Below are 18,007 nucleotides of genomic sequence, written 5' to 3' on the forward strand. Positions count from 1 at the left end.
TAGGCCATTGTGGTACTAATACTTCAAATAGATATGTACTCAGTACGAAGAAAGAGAATTAAGAGTGTACTATTTTTTTAAGAATATTTTAGTCCTGATAAAGGAAATTCTATTTGGTTTCTGCTCTTAAGTTAATCGGTTATGAGCGTGTGGGGATATCTTTCCATAGCGTCAATCATAAATGTAATTCAAAATAAAGATTCTTCTTGATAAAAGTAGACATATTTTTATGGACTATAGGAAAAAATTTAGAATGTATTACTTTGCACATTACAATTTTTTTTAAAGAAAAGGTGATTGAATGGAGCTTTCTAATGAAAGTAAAACTTATTATGCTGGAGATATTGTCTATATTTTTTATCGAAATCCCCACACTCAAGATGTAGCAAATATACAAGCCGCAGCAGTTGTAAATAACCCTGAGAGACCAAATGAATTAGCGTTGTTCCTTTACGAAACGTATTATCCACTAACAAATGAGATGGCGGTTTATTCTACGGAAGAAGAGGCAAACCAAGCGTACACTTACTATTATGGTGATATTCCAGAGGGGATGTTGGAATGAATAAGCCATTTATGCCTAAGCTCGTATATTTTGAACCTAAAGCATTAGATTATCCTTTGGGGAAAGAGCTGTTTGAGAAGTTTTCAAAGATGGATGTTGAAATTCGACATACTACTTCCCATAATCAAGTAAGAGATTTGCCAGGCGATAATGATTTTCAAAAGTATCGATTAGCAAAATCTACACTTGTTGTTGGTGTTAGAAAAACGCTGAAATTTGATACTTCCAAACCTTCAGCGGAGTATGCAATTCCTTTTGCAACAGGGTGTATGGGACATTGTCATTATTGCTATTTACAGACAACAATGGGAAGTAAGCCATATATCCGTACTTATGTAAATGTTGATGAAATCTTAGAAGCCGCTGACAAATACATGGAGGCTCGTGAGCCAGAATTAACAAGATTTGAAGCTTCTTGTACATCAGATATTGTAGGAATTGATCACTTAACACATACGCTAAAACGGGCAATTGAGCATTTTGGGGAATCAAAATACGGAAAGCTGAGGTTTGTTACAAAATTTCATCATGTAGATCATTTACTTGATGCAAAACATAATGGAAAAACAAGATTTCGATTTAGTGTAAATGCTGATTATGTTATTAAAAACTTTGAACCAGGTACGTCCCCTTTAGCTAAACGAATTGAAGCAGCAGGAAAAGTAGCTAGAGCAGGATACCCGTTAGGGTTCATAGTGGCTCCTATTTATCTTCATGAAGGTTGGCAGAACGGGTATTTTCTTATGTTTGAACGTCTAGATGCTGAATTACCTCTTGATGTAAGAGATGACATTACATTTGAATTTATTCAACATCGTTTTACAAAGCCTGCAAAGAGAGTGATTGAAAAAAATTATCCTATGACAAAATTAGAATTAGATGAAGAGAGAAGAAGATATAAATGGGGGAAATATGGAATTGGTAAATATATTTATCAAAAAGAAGAAGAAGATGATATAAAAAATCAACTTTATTCATATATGAATAAATTTTTTCCAAATGCAAAATTAGAGTATTTTACATAATATAATGGAGATTCTTAATATAAAAAGTTTAATTAAAAATATGCGTTTAAAGTTCAAAATTGCATGTATGTTCATTTAGTCTAAAGTTAATGTTATAAATTAAAAAATGTAAAAAGTTATCCTTTCTAAATGTGTTAGAAAGGATAACTTTTTTATTAAATGGTATTAAATTTCTTAAGTTCAAAAGTGGATAAGAAGTACTTTACATTTCAGCTGTAGATAAAATACAGATATTTCTTATGCGCGAGGAAATCTTTTTAGTAATTTTAGATGATTTAAAACATTTATTGTAAGTAAATGTTTTGATTATTATTTAAGGACATGTTGCAGTCATTATTTTATACTGTTCCTTTCTACGAACTCAGAGAAGCTATGAATAAACTTTAGGATGAATTGCAATTCATCAATATTTTTTTGATGTATTAGAGAAGTAATGATACTCAGAAATTTAGTTATAATTGTTACTGGATTTAATTCCGTAATTTTTTCCAGTTAGCTAAGATAGGGGATTCTTCTTTTACAATTTTTTTTAGACTATTTTTTTCTTCGTTATTTTTGAGGGTTAAATCAGGATCGAGAAATGAGTGAAGGTCGTCCAAATTATCAAAAGCCTTCTGATTTTTTGATACAGATATTTGATTTTTTAAGCCGTACTTTACTCTATATTTTTCGACACCACTATGATGAGCCATTTCTAAGGTCATTTTTTCATATTTTTTAATCGTTCCTTCCAGTTCAGATATTTCAAGTTTTAGTGAATTAATTTGCTTCTCAAGTATATTATTTTGCAATTTAAAGTCATTATTTTTGGTTAACGATTCATGTAGTAAATTTTCACATGTTAACAAATGTTCTAAAAGCTTTGGTTTATCATGCATATACTTATCAACGATATCAGAAAAATTAGGTATTTCATGATGATCACCTAATTCTGACACGATTTTAATAGTAATTGGTTCGTTTGCTAGATTAATTATTTCTCTTCCCCAGTTACTCCAAACATCTTTATTATATGTTGATGGAAATTCATCGGGTTTTATTTTATTCATTTCTTCTGAAAATCTTACTAAATGAGAGATTTTAATTATTCCTGAAGGATTTCTTTCTCTGTAAAGATAAACTAATTTCTTTAATCTAGTTTGTTCCGCCGGATTGTCATATTTTCTTTTACGTCCAGCACCTTTGGGATTTTTTAATTTGCTCAATTATCTCACCTTTTACTCGAAAATTTTTGAAATAAGTACAGCATAATCATGTATTTCACTGTTTGTTAATTTAGACTCTCTAGCCAGTTCAGCTAGTTCTAAAGGATTTACTCTACAAGATTTATATTCTATTTTAATATCTTTATAAATTCTCGATAGTGTGTGTGCTCTAATTTTTAGTTTTTTGCTGTATTCAGTTTTTAATTCAACAATTTCTTTAAAATTACTTTCTATTTCTTCACGAGGGATCCAATTTTTAGAGCAGAAAATGCAAATTCTTGATTCACATCGTCTTAATTCATCTGTGCAATAGCCAATTTCGACTTCCTCTTTATACTCAAACATTTCCTCAGGAGCTAAGGACCTGTTAATTAAATCCTTTATTACAAGCGTGGAGTTATAGTTTGTATCCCTAGATGAATTTGTTAAACGATTTAATAATGTTGCTTCATACGCTTTGGAATCTATAAAAAATTCAATATGCTTTTGATAGTGGTATTGTGATTCAATATGTTGATGACCAGCCATACGTGCAATAGTTAATGGATTAAATCCTTGAATCATCATACTACAAATTGCAAAATGTCTTGTGTCATTCGGTTGGATTTTGATAATTTGTTTCTCAGCAGTAAATTCACTCAAACCATCATTAGATCTTAATTTTATTACGCTATTTTTTTCTTTTAGCCACTTTGATTTGTCTATTGGTTCCAGACCATATATATCCTTTAAAACTTCAGAATAAAAAGCATGTAGTAAATTATTAAACATATAAAGAAAAAAATGGTTTTGATTTAATATCCTACGTTTTGATTGTGTAGGATAGTTTAATGTACTACGATATACAGCAGCTGATATAAGAGTGGTTGTTTCACCGTACGAATCTGAAATGTGAATATAGCGTTTTATGAGATTGTAGAGCTCTTTAGAAATCGGTAGGGTATTAGGTACTTCAAAAGTTTTTGATGTAGCTTTTTGTTTTTGTCTAGGCAAAGTTATAAAAAAATCATTACCTTGAATAGATAGGCAGTTTCTTTTAATAGAACAAAACTCAGAAGGTCTCATTGGTATAACAGATGTTAATTTCCACCACAATAAAACTGGGAAAAACTTCAGTTCTAATTTTTCATCCCAAACGTTAGAGAATGAAGTAAGGATAAAACTAAATCTGATAATGTCTTTATAAGGGGGGAGGTCTCTGGTATTAGAAAAGAAAAACTTAGATACTATTGACCGTAATTGATTTGAAAATAATTCTATTTTAGATTTAGTTACTTGACTACCATATATATAGTCCAAGAAATTTATTCCGGAAATTAAAACGTTGTATCGAACTGATAATTTAAATTCATTTAAAGAAGCTTCTATTTCATCGATATCAAGGCATGATAAATAATTTGTAAGAAGCAAAAAATTTTTTAAGTTATTTAAATACACTGTTGCAGAACTAGGTGCTACTGTCAGTAAATAATTTAAAATCCAACACTTGGCTTTAATTTTAATTTCAGTATCCAAGATGTCCTGAAAATTAAAATATTTACGTATATTTAGTTCTTTGTTATTTATTAAAACCCAGGAATCATCATCGAATTTTCCATCTAAAAAAACTTTGTTTAAAGTAAGTTCTGCAATAATTTCTTTTGCATTTTCAATTGAATGCTCTTTTAGAAACTCATCCTCCGAAAATTCCTGAGGATAATTAATTCCATATAAGTTACCTTGAATTTTCATTTGTGACAAGAAAAGATCACTCCTCTATAAGGGTTAATTGCTGTACAAAGACATTTTCTCCGCCAGTATAAAAACTAAATACATAGTCCTCACCAAATTTTTCTATTGCTTTAATAAGAAGGTTTTGTAATTTTAAAATAGTATTTTGTTCTCTTTGTTTTACTCCATTTTTGTTTGTATTTTTATACCTTTGAATGCTATCATCAAATTCATTGAATATGGAGGTTAGTGCATAAACGTTATGCACTGCAAAGGGACATTGATTACAACTAAACATGTTAGATGGTCTATGACAATTAGGATAAATTAAACATTGTGCATCTAAGTTTTTTGATGGCATATGTCCTAAATACATTTTTCGCATGTGTTCAAATGCTTGATCTGGGGTTAAGGATAAGAGTTTATCCATTAAATTTTGTTCTTCATCGTTCATTACTTTAGATAAAAAATAAGAAAAATTTTCAACCTCAAATGGTTCGAAAAATCGTTTGAGTTGGCAAATGTCTAGTGTTCTTTGGGATAACGTACTTTCACGCTTATCTGTAAGAAGTTCAATTAAATGGTCATATAAAAAGCCAAATTCTCCTCGAGAAAATAAGTGGAGAGAGATTGTATTTCCTCCATCACTTATGTATTCCTTTGTAACTTCAGTTTTATGTTTACGTAATTTCATCACTAGTTCAAATGCTGAATTACCTTTCCCTTTTTTCTCTTGAATAGAATAAAATAAATGTTCCATCAATGAACGGTTAGCGATTAAAGGAGAAAATTTAATGTGTTTTAGATTCATATTTCTTCCAAAAAAATGATTAAAATCACTCCCTTTAATAGTATTCTTCTTTTTTCTTTCGGTTGTAAAGTCCATTATTGTTGGAATATTAGACTTCCGTCTATGAAATTCACAAATACACAATGCAGTTACCATTGGTTCAAGTAGATCAAGATTGCATGTGAAATCCCTAGGCATTCCGTTTTTAGCTGTAACTAAATTATAACTACGGATAATATTTATAATTTTTTGTGCCTTAGGTTTAGTAATTTTATGATGCGTAAGCCAATCAATGTTAGGGATACCAATAATTTCAGGCTGTATAGGGGGTATTCGAAAAACATCACTAGGTCTCCAAGCGTTAGTTAAGAGTATTATGACGAATAACCATAAATTTGCATACTGTTTATCAATAATAGCTTGATGTAAGTGTGCATCGATTTTCTGTGCATACTTATAAATTTCTAGCCAATCATCAAAACAAAGTTTTTCTTGTTCTTTTTTAAGCCTTTGTTTACGTGGATTGGGTAACTTTTTTAGTGAATATCTACATAATCTTTCTTTTTCTATAAAAGTTAAGATCCTCCATAAACAGGTTTTATGATGTGTTGAGGAGCATTTCTCAATAAATAACTGTACTTCAGTATTATCGAAAAGATAGAGTTCTTTTTTGAGGGGATATTTAATTAAATATTCTATCGCAATTAGATATTCTCTTTTATAACTGTTTAATGTATCAGGGTTAGCTTGTTTTGCTGAAAGATTTTGCTCAGTAAAAGACTTTAAGAGATCTACGGTTTCTTTAAGGCTTTCAGGAAATTTTCTTAAATCAATAAATGATTTTATATAATCGCTAAGGCTAAGGTGCGATTGTTTAAAAATAAGGTGAGATAGTTCTGGGTTATCTAAAAAAAGTTGTGCTTCTTGTTTATCATATAGATAACTACTTAAAATATTGGTGAAAAACTTCATATGCAACGGTACCTTTATAGAAGAGATAGGGATGTATTGAAAGTTATTTGGTAACTGTAATTTTTTTAATAATTCAGCGCGTGTATAATATTTTTCTCTCAGTTTTATTATTTCTTTTAAGTAATTATCGACTTCTTTTTTGCTGATTTTCCAAAACTCTTCTTGATTAATGGGTTCTATATAATCTTTAAAAAGGTTCTTATATTCAGATTTTTGCAGCAGTTTATATAAGGTTTTTTCAGTTCTTGAGGAAAGAGATGCGATACCTTTTAAAGTATAGTAGTCATAGATAGTAGAAGGGATATTGGGATTCGGAGAGTAAGCCTTTTCTATACTTTTTAAGTCATATCTTTCTAAAAGTTTAAATGCTTTTTCTTTTTTTATGTATATTTGTTTACTTATAATGAGCTTGTCATTGTTTGAAAAAACCGAAAGTAAATGTATGTGTGAAAGTTTTAACTTATTCTCTATATGCTCTAGCTTCAAATACTTATTTTCCAATAAATCTAAAAATGAATGAACAGACTCTTTTGTTATCCAAAATGTATTGTTGCCAGCATTTTCATTAATTATTCCATATTCCGTTTTCCGAAAGGTTAAAAACCCTTCTTCAACTAGAGCCATAATTGAACATAGGCTACTTTCAGCGTATCCAAGCATTTTTTTTACTGCAGAAACTGAATAATGCTCTTCTAAAAAGGTCTGTTCTTCTGCGGCGACTGCTTCTAGTTCTTCGATAGGATAATACAAGCCGCGTTCACTAATATTAGGAGGAGCTATAATAGGATTTAATTTTTTGATTTTTGTATAATATTTAATTCTAGCAAATCCAAAACCATATCTTTTATTAGCTTCTTTTGTGGAAATATGAGTAGAAAATAGTACTCTTTTTTTATCTAAAGTATTTCTAAAGGTGAGGGAGGATTCTTTTGTGATGAAAATATACTTTCCGTTGATCGGAAAAGTTAATTTTATTATTTCAAGAAGGTGAAATTCTTCAGGGAAATGCGATTGAAGATTCTGAATGCCGGTATACTTCGGTATCTGTACAAATTTTGTAAAATCATTGATGTTGAAAGAAGTATCAATTATTCCTTTTTCATAATCTAAGTATTGTAGTATGGAATCTTGCTGATAATATTTTCCGTTAAACTTAATTAGGTTTAATTCTGCTAACCGTCTAACTTTATCTGCACTGAAACCAGTTAACTCAATAACTTCTTTCTGTATTAGTAATCGACTCAAAATTTACAGCACCCTCTCTTAAAATGGAATTTATAAAATTATTGTTATATTGCTGTGCTAAACTAATTGCTTCTTCATCTAAATTATCGTTGGTGTTCATATTCTCTTGATACATCTGTTGTAAACCTTCTTGTATTTCTTCACGAATTGCTTCTTTGCTCATATAAACAAGGGCAGATTCAAGACTTTTATCTCCTCGAAGAATAGCTAACTCAGCTGGACTTTTAACGATCTTTGCCATCAGATTAGTATATATTCGTCGACCAATATGCGTCCCCCAGGTATTAGATGAAAGTAGAGAGAAATAAGCAGGCATTTTCTTTTTTACAGTCATTAAAAATTTACGCTTAACTTTATTAAAACGAGCATCATAAGTATCACCACTCATTGGATTACCATTATTATCAACAAATAGCGCATTATGTCTGTTCGATTTTTGTAACGTTTCTAATCGTATCTTCAAACTTTTTAAAATAGGGACTGAAATAGTTGGGATAACTTGAATGGGTTGTATAGGGAAAAGTTTAGTATCTCTTTTAACTGAGCAAGATGAAATATCATTTAATCTTTCCCATATATAAGGTTTGTAGCCTATCCTAACAGATAAACCATGTTCTCCATTAGGACCGATTTCGCGAAGGTCACTTCGTAAGACATTAACAACTTCACCTCTGCGTAATCCACCAAATATTTGTAGATAAATCCCAAAAGAAATTTCTGGCGCTACCAAATCAGATACTTCTAATAATAAAGTAATTAATTGGGGGTGAGGGAAGTGCTCTAGTTTAAATTCATGTCTTGTAACGTTTTTTGCTGGGAGTGAAAAACCATTTCCAATAAAAATAGAGCTAATTATTTCTTTATTATTTGCTTTGTATGTATGTTTTTCAATAACATCTGCTAATGCACCTTGAAGGATGTGTTGATCTTTTAAGAATTTAAAAAAATATCTTAAGTACAGATCTGCATGTTCTAAAGTCCCTCTAGACCTGTATACGCTATTTCTATCTTTCTTTTTTTTATATTTAGTGGTTTTTAAATAATTCAAGAAATCAACACCATGTGATAAGGTAAGTTGTTTTAAAGAACTTATTTGATAAGTACTGTATTTTTCAATTAATAGCCAATTTAAGAACTGTACAATGACATCAGCAGCTCTTTTTTGCGAGTTAAAATTGTGATCTGTTTTCCCATAGCGTTGTTTAATAAAATTGGTTGTAGGGTGAACTCTAAAAAACTTAGTCTTAGTGTCTTCAACAACTATAGTTGCATACTCCACTTGATAGTCATTTCCAATATCGACACATGCTTTCTTCACACTGAACTTGATATTTCTATTATTCGGATCCAATAGCATCCTCCTTTAGTAATCTAACCAATGCTTAAAGTCCTCCTAATTGATTAATCTCTTAAAATATCATCTTGAGATAAATTAAGTTTATCTGTAAATTACCTGTTAATCAACATATAATTCAGAATATTTATTTTAAATTTTAATTATTAGCGAAATCACCCACATAAAAGATTGTACGAAATACCGAAGCGACCAGATATTATTATTGTGAATCCAATTATGCATACGTATATGAAGTGTTCAACTTTCATAACTGGTTTAGCTTTGCAGTATGTCGCGCCGGAAGATTTTCATCAATATAGTATTGATGAATTTTTCATGGATATGACTGCAAGTATTCATTTGTTTGCGAGTAATCCGCACGAGTTCGCATTAAAGTTCAAACGAGAAATATATGAACGTACACGGATTGAAAGTACGATTGGTATTGGTCCGAATTTATTATTGAGTAAAGTAGCGATGGATGTGGAAGCAAAAAAGAATCGGGATGGAATAGCACAGTGGACGTATGACGATATACCCGAGAAGTTATGGAGTATTAGACCACTCAGTAAATTTTGGGGTATATCGTATAAAACGGAAATGAAATTGAACCGAAAAGGTATACATACAATAGGGGAGTTAGCGCAGTACCCTTTGAAATATTTAAAGCAGTCGTTCGGTGTAATAGGAGAAGAATTGCATTTACACAGTAACGGGATTGATTTTAGCAGAATAGCAGAAAAATATGTTCCTGCAACAACATCTATAGCGAAAAGCCAAATATTATTACGTGATTATTCGATAGAAGAGTTTATCGTTATTTTACTAGAGCACATAGAAGAAGTTTGTTACAGGTTGAGACGAGAAAAGAAATGCGCGCAAACAATTCATTTTTCAGTTGGATATAGTAAGGAATACGGCGGGGGAATAAAAAAGGCACATACGTTAAATAGAGCAACAAATTTAACGATGGATATTTATAATGTTTGTACATATTTTTTATATGAGCGCCATACAGGAGAACCGATTAGATCGATAAGTATTTCGCTAACCAATTTAATAAATGAAGGGGAAGAGCAAATTTCGCTTTTCGATAACATTGTACAAAGAGAAAAAGAAATGCGATTAACGAAAGTTATGGACGAAATTCGAACACGGTTTGGTAAGAACAGTATTTTACGAGGGATTTCCTACACAAGCGTCGCAACAGCAAGATATAGAAACACATTATTAGGAGGGCACAAATCGTGAAGAATGCTAACATGCCAAAAGGAAGAGGGATGGTAAAGTGGCAACCGTTTGCCAGCATGCCAGAACAGTTTGCAGTGATTAAAGAAATGATACAGGAGCAAACGAAAGCCCAGCGTCCAATCTTAACGCAAGATGCAAAAGAGGTGCTGGAAAATAAGTTATTAACTTCATTTTTAGGTGAAGAAGAGATTTTACTTACATATTATAAAGATGGTTATTTATATAAAAATTACATAACAGTAGTTGATATAAATCCAATAAATGAGACGGTTACTTGTACAGATGCTTTTTGTAATGAACGGATTTTTAAGTTTTTTGATGTGATTGAAGTGAATTAGAGGAGGGAATAGAAGTGATGATCTCTTCCTAACTTAATTATACCACGTAAATAAAGTTCAAAATAGACTGTTTCTTCTCATTTACTACTGCTACAATCAAGAACACATGCAAAATAAGGAGAGATGTTACATGAGTTCTTTCGTTCTCGATTTTCAGGAAATAGAAAAGGTGCAGCTTTCACTCGTCGGTGGAAAAGGATTGAATTTAGGGGCGTTATCAAACATGCGAGGGATACAAGTGCCAGAAGGATTTTGTGTTACAACGGTAGGGTATGAAAAGGCCATCGAACAAAATGAAGCGTTTCAAGCTTTGTTGCAACAGCTAACGAAGTTGAAAAGTGAAGACCGAACTCAAGTTGGTGAAATTAGCAGGAAGATTAGAGAAGTCATTATGGCAGTAGACATTCCTTTTGATGTTGAGAAAGCAGTTACTCATTATCTCTCACGTTTTGGCGATGAGCATGCTTATGCAGTACGTTCGAGTGCGACTGCTGAAGATTTACCACATGCCTCGTTTGCAGGTCAACAAGATACGTATTTAAATGTGATTGGAAAAGAAGCTATCTTACAACATATTAAAAAATGTTGGGCTTCTTTATTTACAGATCGAGCGGTTATATACCGCATGCAAAACGGTTTTGATCATAGTCAAGTTTCTATAAGTGTTGTCGTCCAAAGGATGGTATTCCCGGAGGCGTCGGGAATTTTATTTACTGCTGATCCGATTACTTCTAGCCGAAAGGTGTTATCAATCGATGCCAGTTTTGGACTTGGTGAGGCGCTAGTCTCAGGACTCGTCTCTGCCGATAATTATAAAGTAAAAGAGGGCGAAATCGCTGGAAAGATGATTGCAACTAAAAAAATAGCTATGTATGGACGGAAAGAAGGCGGAATAGAGACGAAGCAAATTGCTTCTAATCAGCAAAATGTTCAAACACTTACGGATCAACAAATTTTACAACTAGCACGTATCGGAAGACAGATTGAAGCTTATTTTGGTTGTCCGCAAGATATTGAATGGTGTTTAGCCAATGATACAATTTATATTGTTCAAAGCAGGCCAATTACGACTTTATATCCAATTCCAGAAGCAAATGATGGAGAAAATCACGTGTATATATCGGTTGGTCATCAACAAATGATGACGGATGCGATGAAGCCACTAGGATTGTCCTTTTTCCTATTAACGACGCATGCGCCTATGCGTAAAGCAGGGGGAAGGCTGTTTGTTGATGCTACACAAAAATTAGCCTCACCTGCTAGCAGAGATTTCTTAATAAACACGTTAGGAAAATCGGATCCACTCGTAAGAGATGCATTAACGACTGTAATCGAGCGAGATAATTTTATTACATTGTTACCGGATGATGAAAAAGGAAAGAGTGGTAGTAAAAGTGTGCCACCTACCAGTTCGCAACCAGAAATCGAGAACGATCCGGCAATTGTGATGGATTTAATAAAGAATAATCAAGCATCGATTGAAGAGTTAAAACGAAACATTCAAATGAAATCAGGATCGGCTGTATTTGATTTTATTTTAGAAGATATGAAGCAGCAATTACAAAAGATATTATTTAGCCCGCAAAGTACGGCTGTTATTATGGCAGGTATGAATGCTTCATCATGGATAAATGAAAAGATAGAGCAATGGTTAGGTGAAAAAAACGCAGCAGACACGCTGTCGCAATCTATACAAAATAATATTACGTCAGAAATGGGTTTAGCATTAATGGATGTTGCAGATGTGATTCGTCCGTATCCAAAGGTCATTGCATATTTACAGCACGTAAACGATAGTAGCTTTTTAGATGAACTCGTTCAGTTTGAAGGTGGAGAAAAGGCTCGAGATGCGATGAATGATTTTCTGAATAAATACGGAATGAGATGTAGCGGAGAAATCGATATTACGAAAACGCGCTGGAGTGAACAGCCAATTACAATTATCCCAATGATTTTAAATAATATAAGAGACTTTGAAGCGGGTGCTAGTAAACGGAAATTTGAAGAAGGGCTGCAGGAAGCTACGGAAAAAGAAGAAGAGCTAGTAGATCGATTGCAGCACTTGCCGGATGGTAAACAAAAAGTGGAAGAGACGAAGCGTATGATTCGTAACATCCGGAATTTCATCGGTTATCGTGAATACCCGAAATACGGCATGATTAATCGTTATTTCATATATAAGCAGGCGTTACTGAAAGAAGCTGAGCAACTTGTGCAAAGCGGTGTCATTCATGAAGTCGATGATATATACTACCTAACTTTTGAAGAACTTCACGAAGTCGTTCGCACGAATAAACTGGATTATGAGCTTATTCATAAGCAAAAAAATGATTACAAATTATATGAAAAACTAACGCCTCCGCGTGTAATGACGTCTGATGGAGAAATCATTACAGGTAAATATAAACGAGAAAACCTCCCAGCTGACGCGATTGTAGGTCTGCCTGTTTCTTCAGGTGTTATAGAGGGAAGAGCTCGTGTTATTTTAAATATGGAAGATGCGAATTTAGAAGAGGGAGATATATTAGTTACTGCTTTTACTGACCCTGGCTGGACACCATTATTTGTATCTATAAAAGGATTAGTCACTGAAGTCGGTGGACTTATGACGCATGGGGCAGTTATTGCACGTGAGTACGGATTACCAGCAGTTGTTGGGGTAGAGAATGCTACAAAATTAATAAAAGATGGGCAACGAATACGAGTACATGGAACAGAAGGGTATATTGAGATATTGTAGTTGTGCTTTAGATAAATAAAAAGATCGTCCGCTAAATATAGTGGACGATCTTTTTATGTTTTTAAGCTAGCTACTATTACCTGAAACTGAAAATCAAAATGAGCATATAAATTGGATTTCTTTGAATGTCCCTGTCGTAGAAGAAATTATACATGCCACGATTCGAATTCACATGCAAGAAGTAAGCGTTAAAAACATTGATGAATTAGAATGTATATCAATCTAAAACAAAGAATATTTTCAAAAATATTACAAATTAAGACAATGTATTGTGTAATGTCAGAATATTCTTTATTATATAAAAGTTGGAACATATTCAATATTGGGGAGGAATAGGGATGAAGAAAAAGCCTTTTAAAGTGCTGTCTACGCTTGCGGCGGCAGCTGTGCTTAGTTGCACATTTGGGGTTGGGGGTCAATCTGTTTATGCGGCAACGCCGTCTAATGTAGGATCTTTAAGTCCAATTGATGAAAATTTAATTCAAGAGGAGCGTTTAGCAGATGCGCTCAAGAAACGCGGTGTAATTAGTGAATCTACGTCGAAAGAAGACACATTAAAAGCTGTTGAAAAATACGTAGAGAAGAAAAAAGGCGAAAATGCTGGAAAAGAACCAGCAGCGGGGGACAGTGTTACAAGAGAAGCTGCTGACTTTTTGAAAAAAGTTAAAGATGCAAAAGCAGATGAGAAAGAAAAAGCAGATCAACCTGCTAGTGGCCCGGTAACTGGACAAGAGCCGGTTAAAGGGGGATTAAACGGCAAAGTACCAACTACTTCAGCGAAGCAAAAACAATATAACGGTGATGTTCGTAAAGATAAAGTTCTCGTATTGCTAGTAGAGTTTGATGACTTTAAGCATAACAATATTGATCAAGTACCAGGTTATATGTATTCAAACGATTTTAATCCAGAACATTATCAAAAAATGTTATTTGGTGATGAGCCGTTTACACTCTTTGATGGTTCAAAAATCCCAACATTTAAACAATATTATGAAGAGCAATCTGGTGGTAGTTATACAGTAGATGGCACAGTAACAAAGTGGTTGACAGTTCCTGGTAAAGCAGCGGATTATGGCGCAGATGCAGGAGATGGCGGTCATGATAATATGGGACCAAAAGGCCCGCGTGATTTTGTAAAAGAGGCATTAAATGCGGCTGTAGAAAGTGGTATTGATTTATCTGAATTTGACGAATACGATCAATATGACAATAATGGTGATGGCAATAAAAATGAACCAGATGGTCTGATTGATCACTTAATGGTCATTCACGCTGGAGTTGGGCAAGATGGAGGCGGTGGTAGATTAGGTGATGATGCAATTTGGTCACATCGTTGGAACCTTGGATCACCATATCCAATTGAAGGAACAAAAGCAAAAGTTGATAACTGGGGCGGTAAAATGGCAGCATACGACTACACAATTGAGCCAGAAGACGGAGCAGTTGGTGTATTCGCACATGAATTTGGCCATGATCTAGGTCTTCCAGATGAGTATGATACGAAATATTCCGGATCAGGTGAGCCAATTAACTCTTGGTCTGTTATGAGCGGCGGCAGCTGGGCTGGTAAAATTGCAGGTTCAACGCCACCGAGTTTCTCTCCGCAAAATAAAGAGTTCTTTCAAAAGAACATGGGTGGAAACTGGGCAAATATTGTAGAGGTTGACTATGATAAATTAAACCGCGGTATCGGCCTTGCGACGTACTTAGATCAAAGTGTAACGAAATCAAATCGTCCTGGGCTGATTCGTGTTAACTTACCAGATAAAGAAGTAAAAGGTATTCAGCCTGCGTTCGGTAAGAAATACTACTATAGTACAAAAGGCGATAATCTTCATACAACATTAGAAACGCCAGTGTTCGATTTAACAAATGCAACAAATGTGAAGTTTGATTACAAATCATTGTATGAAATTGAAACGGATTATGACTTCCTTGAAGTACATGCAGTAACAGAAGATGGTACGAAAACGTTAGTGGATCGAATTGGTGAAAAGAATGTAAAAAATGGTCTAGACACAACAGATGGTAAATGGGTAGATAAGTCATATGACTTAAGTAAATTTAAAGGTCAGAAAGTAAAATTAGTATTCGAATACATTACAGATGGTGGTTTAGCACCGAACGGTTTTACTTTTGATAATGCTACATTAACTGTCGATGGAAATGTTGTGTTCTCTGATGATGCAGAAGGCGAAACAAAATTAAAATTAAATGGTTTCGTTGTAGCAGACGGTTTTGATAAGAAGAAGCATAACTACTATTTAGAGTGGAGAAACTACGCTGGTGCTGATCAAGCGTTAAAATATAGCAGTGGTGTACCGTATAATACAGGTCTTCTTGTATGGTATGCAGACTCTAGCTTTACAGATAATTGGGTTGGTATGCATCCAGGCGAAGGTTTCTTAGGAGTTGTTGATTCTCACCCAGAGGCAATTGTTGGAACGCTAAACGGCAAACCAACTGTTAAAAATAGTACACGATTCCAAATCGCAGATGCTGCGTTCTCCTTTAACCAAGCGCCAGCATGGAAAGTTGTATCTCCAACACGCGGAACATATGATTACAAAGGGTTACCAGGTGTAACGAAGTTTGATGATTCTAAATCGTATATGAACGATTTAATCCCAGATGCAGGACGTAAAGTACCGAAGCTTGGATTGAAATTTGAAGTAGTTGGACAAGCAGATGATAGTTCTGCAGGCGCAGTTCGTTTATATCGTTAATAATGTAGAAGCTGTTGAAAGGGAGTCCTTTCAACAGCTTTTTTTTACAGAAACATAAATTCCAAGTTATTAATAAAATAATAGAAATTACTAAGCAAGCGGGCTTATTTCTTTAACCCAGCTGCATAAAAAGGTCCATGAACTGCGATTGTTGATAAAATATGAGCAATTTCCTCTGGTGTTTCTTTTTGCCCGCTATTTAACCATTGCTGAATGACACCTATATGAGCAGATGCCATATAAGAAGCTAAGTATTGGCTCGGGACAAGTAAATTCTCTTTCTTTATGAGAGCATCATTCGTATCTTCAAACAGTGTTTTCCACATAAAGTCTTTCAGTTTTGTTTGGAATGATAAATCCCCTTTTGGGCTAAGTACGGCTCTTATAAAATCACTATTTTCATTTAGAAATTCAAGAATAGAAGCGATAAGTACAAATGGAGTCGTTGGGGAAGGATTTGATCCAAGATCCGCAATAACTTCCGGAAATTTCTTTTTTGCAATGCTAGACATCTCATGCATAATTTCTTCTTGGCATCTCGTCATTAAATCAAATTTATCTAGATAATGTGTATAAAACGTACCACGGTTTATGTTCGCTTTCGTTGTAATATCTTTTACTGTAATGGCGTCAAAGCCTTTTTCTTCAATTAATTCCACAAATGCATTTCGTATTGCCGTTTTCGTACGAATCACGCGTAAATCTAAATTACTATCTCGCAAAGTATGTCCCTCCTAAATTTTCTTCAACATATTTATCAAATGTGTCTTATAACCGACACATTCGCGGTTTTTGATTATTGTATAAGGTTCAATGCAAACATATAATTCAAAATATAAATAAACAACACGTTGTTCGCTTATTGTAACTGAAATTAAAGGAGGGGAAAAGAACATGTTTAAAAATAAACTTTTATTATTATCACCAGTCATTGCACTACTTATTGTCTTTATTTTTTCATTAACATTATTCCCGACAGTTCAACCACAGCCAAAAAACTTGCCAATTGCAATTGTAAATGAGGATCAAGGAGTAGAAATTCCGAACCAATCTAAAATGAATATGGGGCAAACGATTGTTGATACGATTAAAAATAAATCAAAATCAGATGAAGAACCTGCGGTTAAATGGGTAGAAGTAAAAAATAAGGAATCGGTTCAAAAGGGGTTAAATAATAAAGAGTATTACGCGGCATTAGTTATTCCGAAAGAATTTAGTGCAAAACAAGCATCATTACGAACAACACAGCCGTCTTCGCCAGAAGTAGAAATACTCATAAATCAAGGAATGAATACAGCTGCATCAACTATGGCAGGGCAAGTATTACAGGCGATCGTTGATAATATGAACAATACTGTTCGTACGCAGCTACTAGATGGGTTTAAAGCAAAAGGTGCTACTTTAACAACAGATCAAGTTTCAAATTTAGTAACACCTATTGCGAAGAAAGTGACAAATGTGAATGAGGTTGGAAAAAATAGTGCGAACGGTAACTCGCCCATTTCATTATTCCAACCGCTATGGATTGCAAGTTTAGCGAGCGCAGCAATCATCTTTATTGCGATTCGTAAAATGCCAGTAGGTACACGAAAAGAAAACTTTGTATTAAAAGTAAAACAAATAGTAACAGGAGCTGTTGCGGCGCTTGTAATTGGATTTGGTCTTACATGGATTGCAGATGGAATGGTAGGATTAAATATTTCGAATGTAACGGATACGGTGTTGTTCTTATCTATTACAGCGTTTAGTTTCTTCTTAATGATTTCTGCAGTGCTCTCATTAGTTGGACTAAATGGAATCGGATTATTTGCTTTATTGCTGTTCTTCGGAGCACCATTATTATCGCTAGCGCCTGAAATGTTGTCGCCGTTTTATCAAGACTGGGTATACTCATGGTTGCCAATGCGATTTATGATCGAAGGATTAAGGGACATTTTCTTCTTCGGAAAAGGTTTAAGCTGGAATACACCTGTTACTGTGCTCGTTTGGATTGGGATAGTAAGTATGGTTGTTATACTAGCAACTGCATGGAAGTCTCGTGCAGTAAAGGGACATAAAACAGAATTACATGCTTAAAAAGAAAGGCCGTTTCACTAGTAGTGAA

Annotated in this window: 11 protein-coding genes and 2 pseudogenes; 7 read left to right on the plus strand and 6 right to left on the minus strand. The window is 33.7% G+C overall.

Features of this window, described 5'->3' with window-relative positions; all coding sequences use genetic code 11:
- Window positions 1–301: 301 nt before the first annotated feature.
- Both COC96_RS05105 and splB read left to right on the plus strand, forming a co-directional pair.
- Window positions 302–565 (plus strand): transcriptional regulator SplA domain-containing protein, encoded by a 264-nt coding sequence (locus tag COC96_RS05105; RefSeq protein ID WP_076538621.1) that lies wholly within the window; start codon window positions 302–304, stop codon window positions 563–565.
- Window positions 562–1,590, plus strand: coding sequence for a spore photoproduct lyase (gene splB, locus COC96_RS05110; RefSeq protein ID WP_076538619.1), 1,029 nt, complete (start codon window positions 562–564; stop codon window positions 1,588–1,590). Before COC96_RS05105 ends, splB begins: the two co-directional genes overlap by 4 nt.
- Window positions 1,591–1,923: 333 nt before the next feature.
- On the opposite strand, the pseudogene COC96_RS28440 reads toward splB, so the two are convergent.
- The 5 genes and pseudogenes from COC96_RS28440 to COC96_RS05135 all read right to left on the minus strand — a co-directional run.
- Window positions 1,924–2,037, minus strand: a pseudogene (locus COC96_RS28440) (helix-turn-helix domain-containing protein); the annotation flags it as partial.
- Between the two features lie 23 nt (window positions 2,038–2,060).
- Window positions 2,061–2,795 carry a hypothetical protein gene (locus COC96_RS05120; protein WP_074651245.1) on the minus strand — a complete coding sequence of 245 codons (735 nt, stop codon included), beginning with the start codon at window positions 2,793–2,795 and terminating at the stop codon, window positions 2,061–2,063.
- 12 nt (window positions 2,796–2,807) lie between these two features.
- On the minus strand, window positions 2,808–4,535 hold the full coding sequence (locus tag COC96_RS05125; protein WP_074651246.1) for a tyrosine-type recombinase/integrase: 1,728 nt from the start codon (window positions 4,533–4,535) through the stop codon (window positions 2,808–2,810).
- A gap of 7 nt (window positions 4,536–4,542) precedes the next feature.
- A complete protein-coding gene (locus tag COC96_RS05130; RefSeq protein ID WP_097861050.1) occupies window positions 4,543–7,512 on the minus strand; it encodes a hypothetical protein in 2,970 nt (989 codons plus the stop codon).
- Window positions 7,478–8,863 (minus strand): hypothetical protein, encoded by a 1,386-nt coding sequence (locus tag COC96_RS05135; protein ID WP_074651249.1) that lies wholly within the window; start codon window positions 8,861–8,863, stop codon window positions 7,478–7,480. The genes COC96_RS05130 and COC96_RS05135 overlap by 35 nt, the downstream gene beginning before the upstream one ends.
- Before the next feature lie 171 nt (window positions 8,864–9,034).
- Between COC96_RS05135 and COC96_RS05140 the strand changes: the two are divergent.
- From COC96_RS05140 to COC96_RS05155, 4 genes and pseudogenes are all read left to right on the plus strand, one after another.
- Window positions 9,035–10,099, plus strand: a pseudogene (locus COC96_RS05140) (Y-family DNA polymerase); the annotation flags it as partial.
- Window positions 10,096–10,437: a YolD-like family protein gene (locus tag COC96_RS05145; protein WP_088229579.1), complete on the plus strand. Its 342-nt coding sequence runs from the start codon at window positions 10,096–10,098 to the stop codon at window positions 10,435–10,437. The pseudogene COC96_RS05140 and the gene COC96_RS05145, both read left to right, overlap by 4 nt.
- A gap of 130 nt (window positions 10,438–10,567) precedes the next feature.
- Window positions 10,568–13,177, plus strand: a complete 2,610-nt coding sequence (gene ppsA / locus COC96_RS05150; RefSeq protein WP_098768402.1) for a phosphoenolpyruvate synthase — start codon at window positions 10,568–10,570, stop codon at window positions 13,175–13,177.
- 338 nt (window positions 13,178–13,515) lie between these two features.
- Entirely contained in the window at window positions 13,516–15,903 is a 2,388-nt protein-coding gene (locus COC96_RS05155) for an immune inhibitor A domain-containing protein (protein ID WP_098768403.1), read from the plus strand.
- Between the two features lie 104 nt (window positions 15,904–16,007).
- On the opposite strand, the gene COC96_RS05160 is transcribed toward COC96_RS05155, so the two are convergent.
- Window positions 16,008–16,625, minus strand: a complete 618-nt coding sequence (locus COC96_RS05160; RefSeq protein ID WP_098252498.1) for a TetR/AcrR family transcriptional regulator — start codon at window positions 16,623–16,625, stop codon at window positions 16,008–16,010.
- A gap of 172 nt (window positions 16,626–16,797) precedes the next feature.
- Between COC96_RS05160 and COC96_RS05165 the strand changes: the two genes are divergently transcribed.
- Entirely contained in the window at window positions 16,798–17,979 is a 1,182-nt protein-coding gene (locus tag COC96_RS05165; RefSeq protein WP_098768404.1) for a YhgE/Pip domain-containing protein, read from the plus strand.
- The last annotated feature ends 28 nt before the right edge of the window (window positions 17,980–18,007 follow it).

The organism is Bacillus cereus, from assembly GCF_002577405.1.
GTDB lineage: Bacteria > Bacillota > Bacilli > Bacillales > Bacillaceae_G > Bacillus_A > Bacillus_A cereus_AU.

What these genes read in the sequence shown, in the direction of transcription:
- COC96_RS05105 (WP_076538621.1), top strand. Translation starts at nt 302, where the DNA reads ATGGAGCTTTCTAATGAAAGTAAAACTTATTATGCTGGAGATATTGTC.
- COC96_RS05165 (WP_098768404.1), top strand. Translation starts at nt 16,798, where the DNA reads ATGTTTAAAAATAAACTTTTATTATTATCACCAGTCATTGCACTACTT.
- COC96_RS05155 (WP_098768403.1), top strand. Translation starts at nt 13,516, where the DNA reads ATGAAGAAAAAGCCTTTTAAAGTGCTGTCTACGCTTGCGGCGGCAGCT.
- splB (WP_076538619.1), top strand. Translation starts at nt 562, where the DNA reads ATGAATAAGCCATTTATGCCTAAGCTCGTATATTTTGAACCTAAAGCA.
- ppsA (WP_098768402.1), top strand. Translation starts at nt 10,568, where the DNA reads ATGAGTTCTTTCGTTCTCGATTTTCAGGAAATAGAAAAGGTGCAGCTT.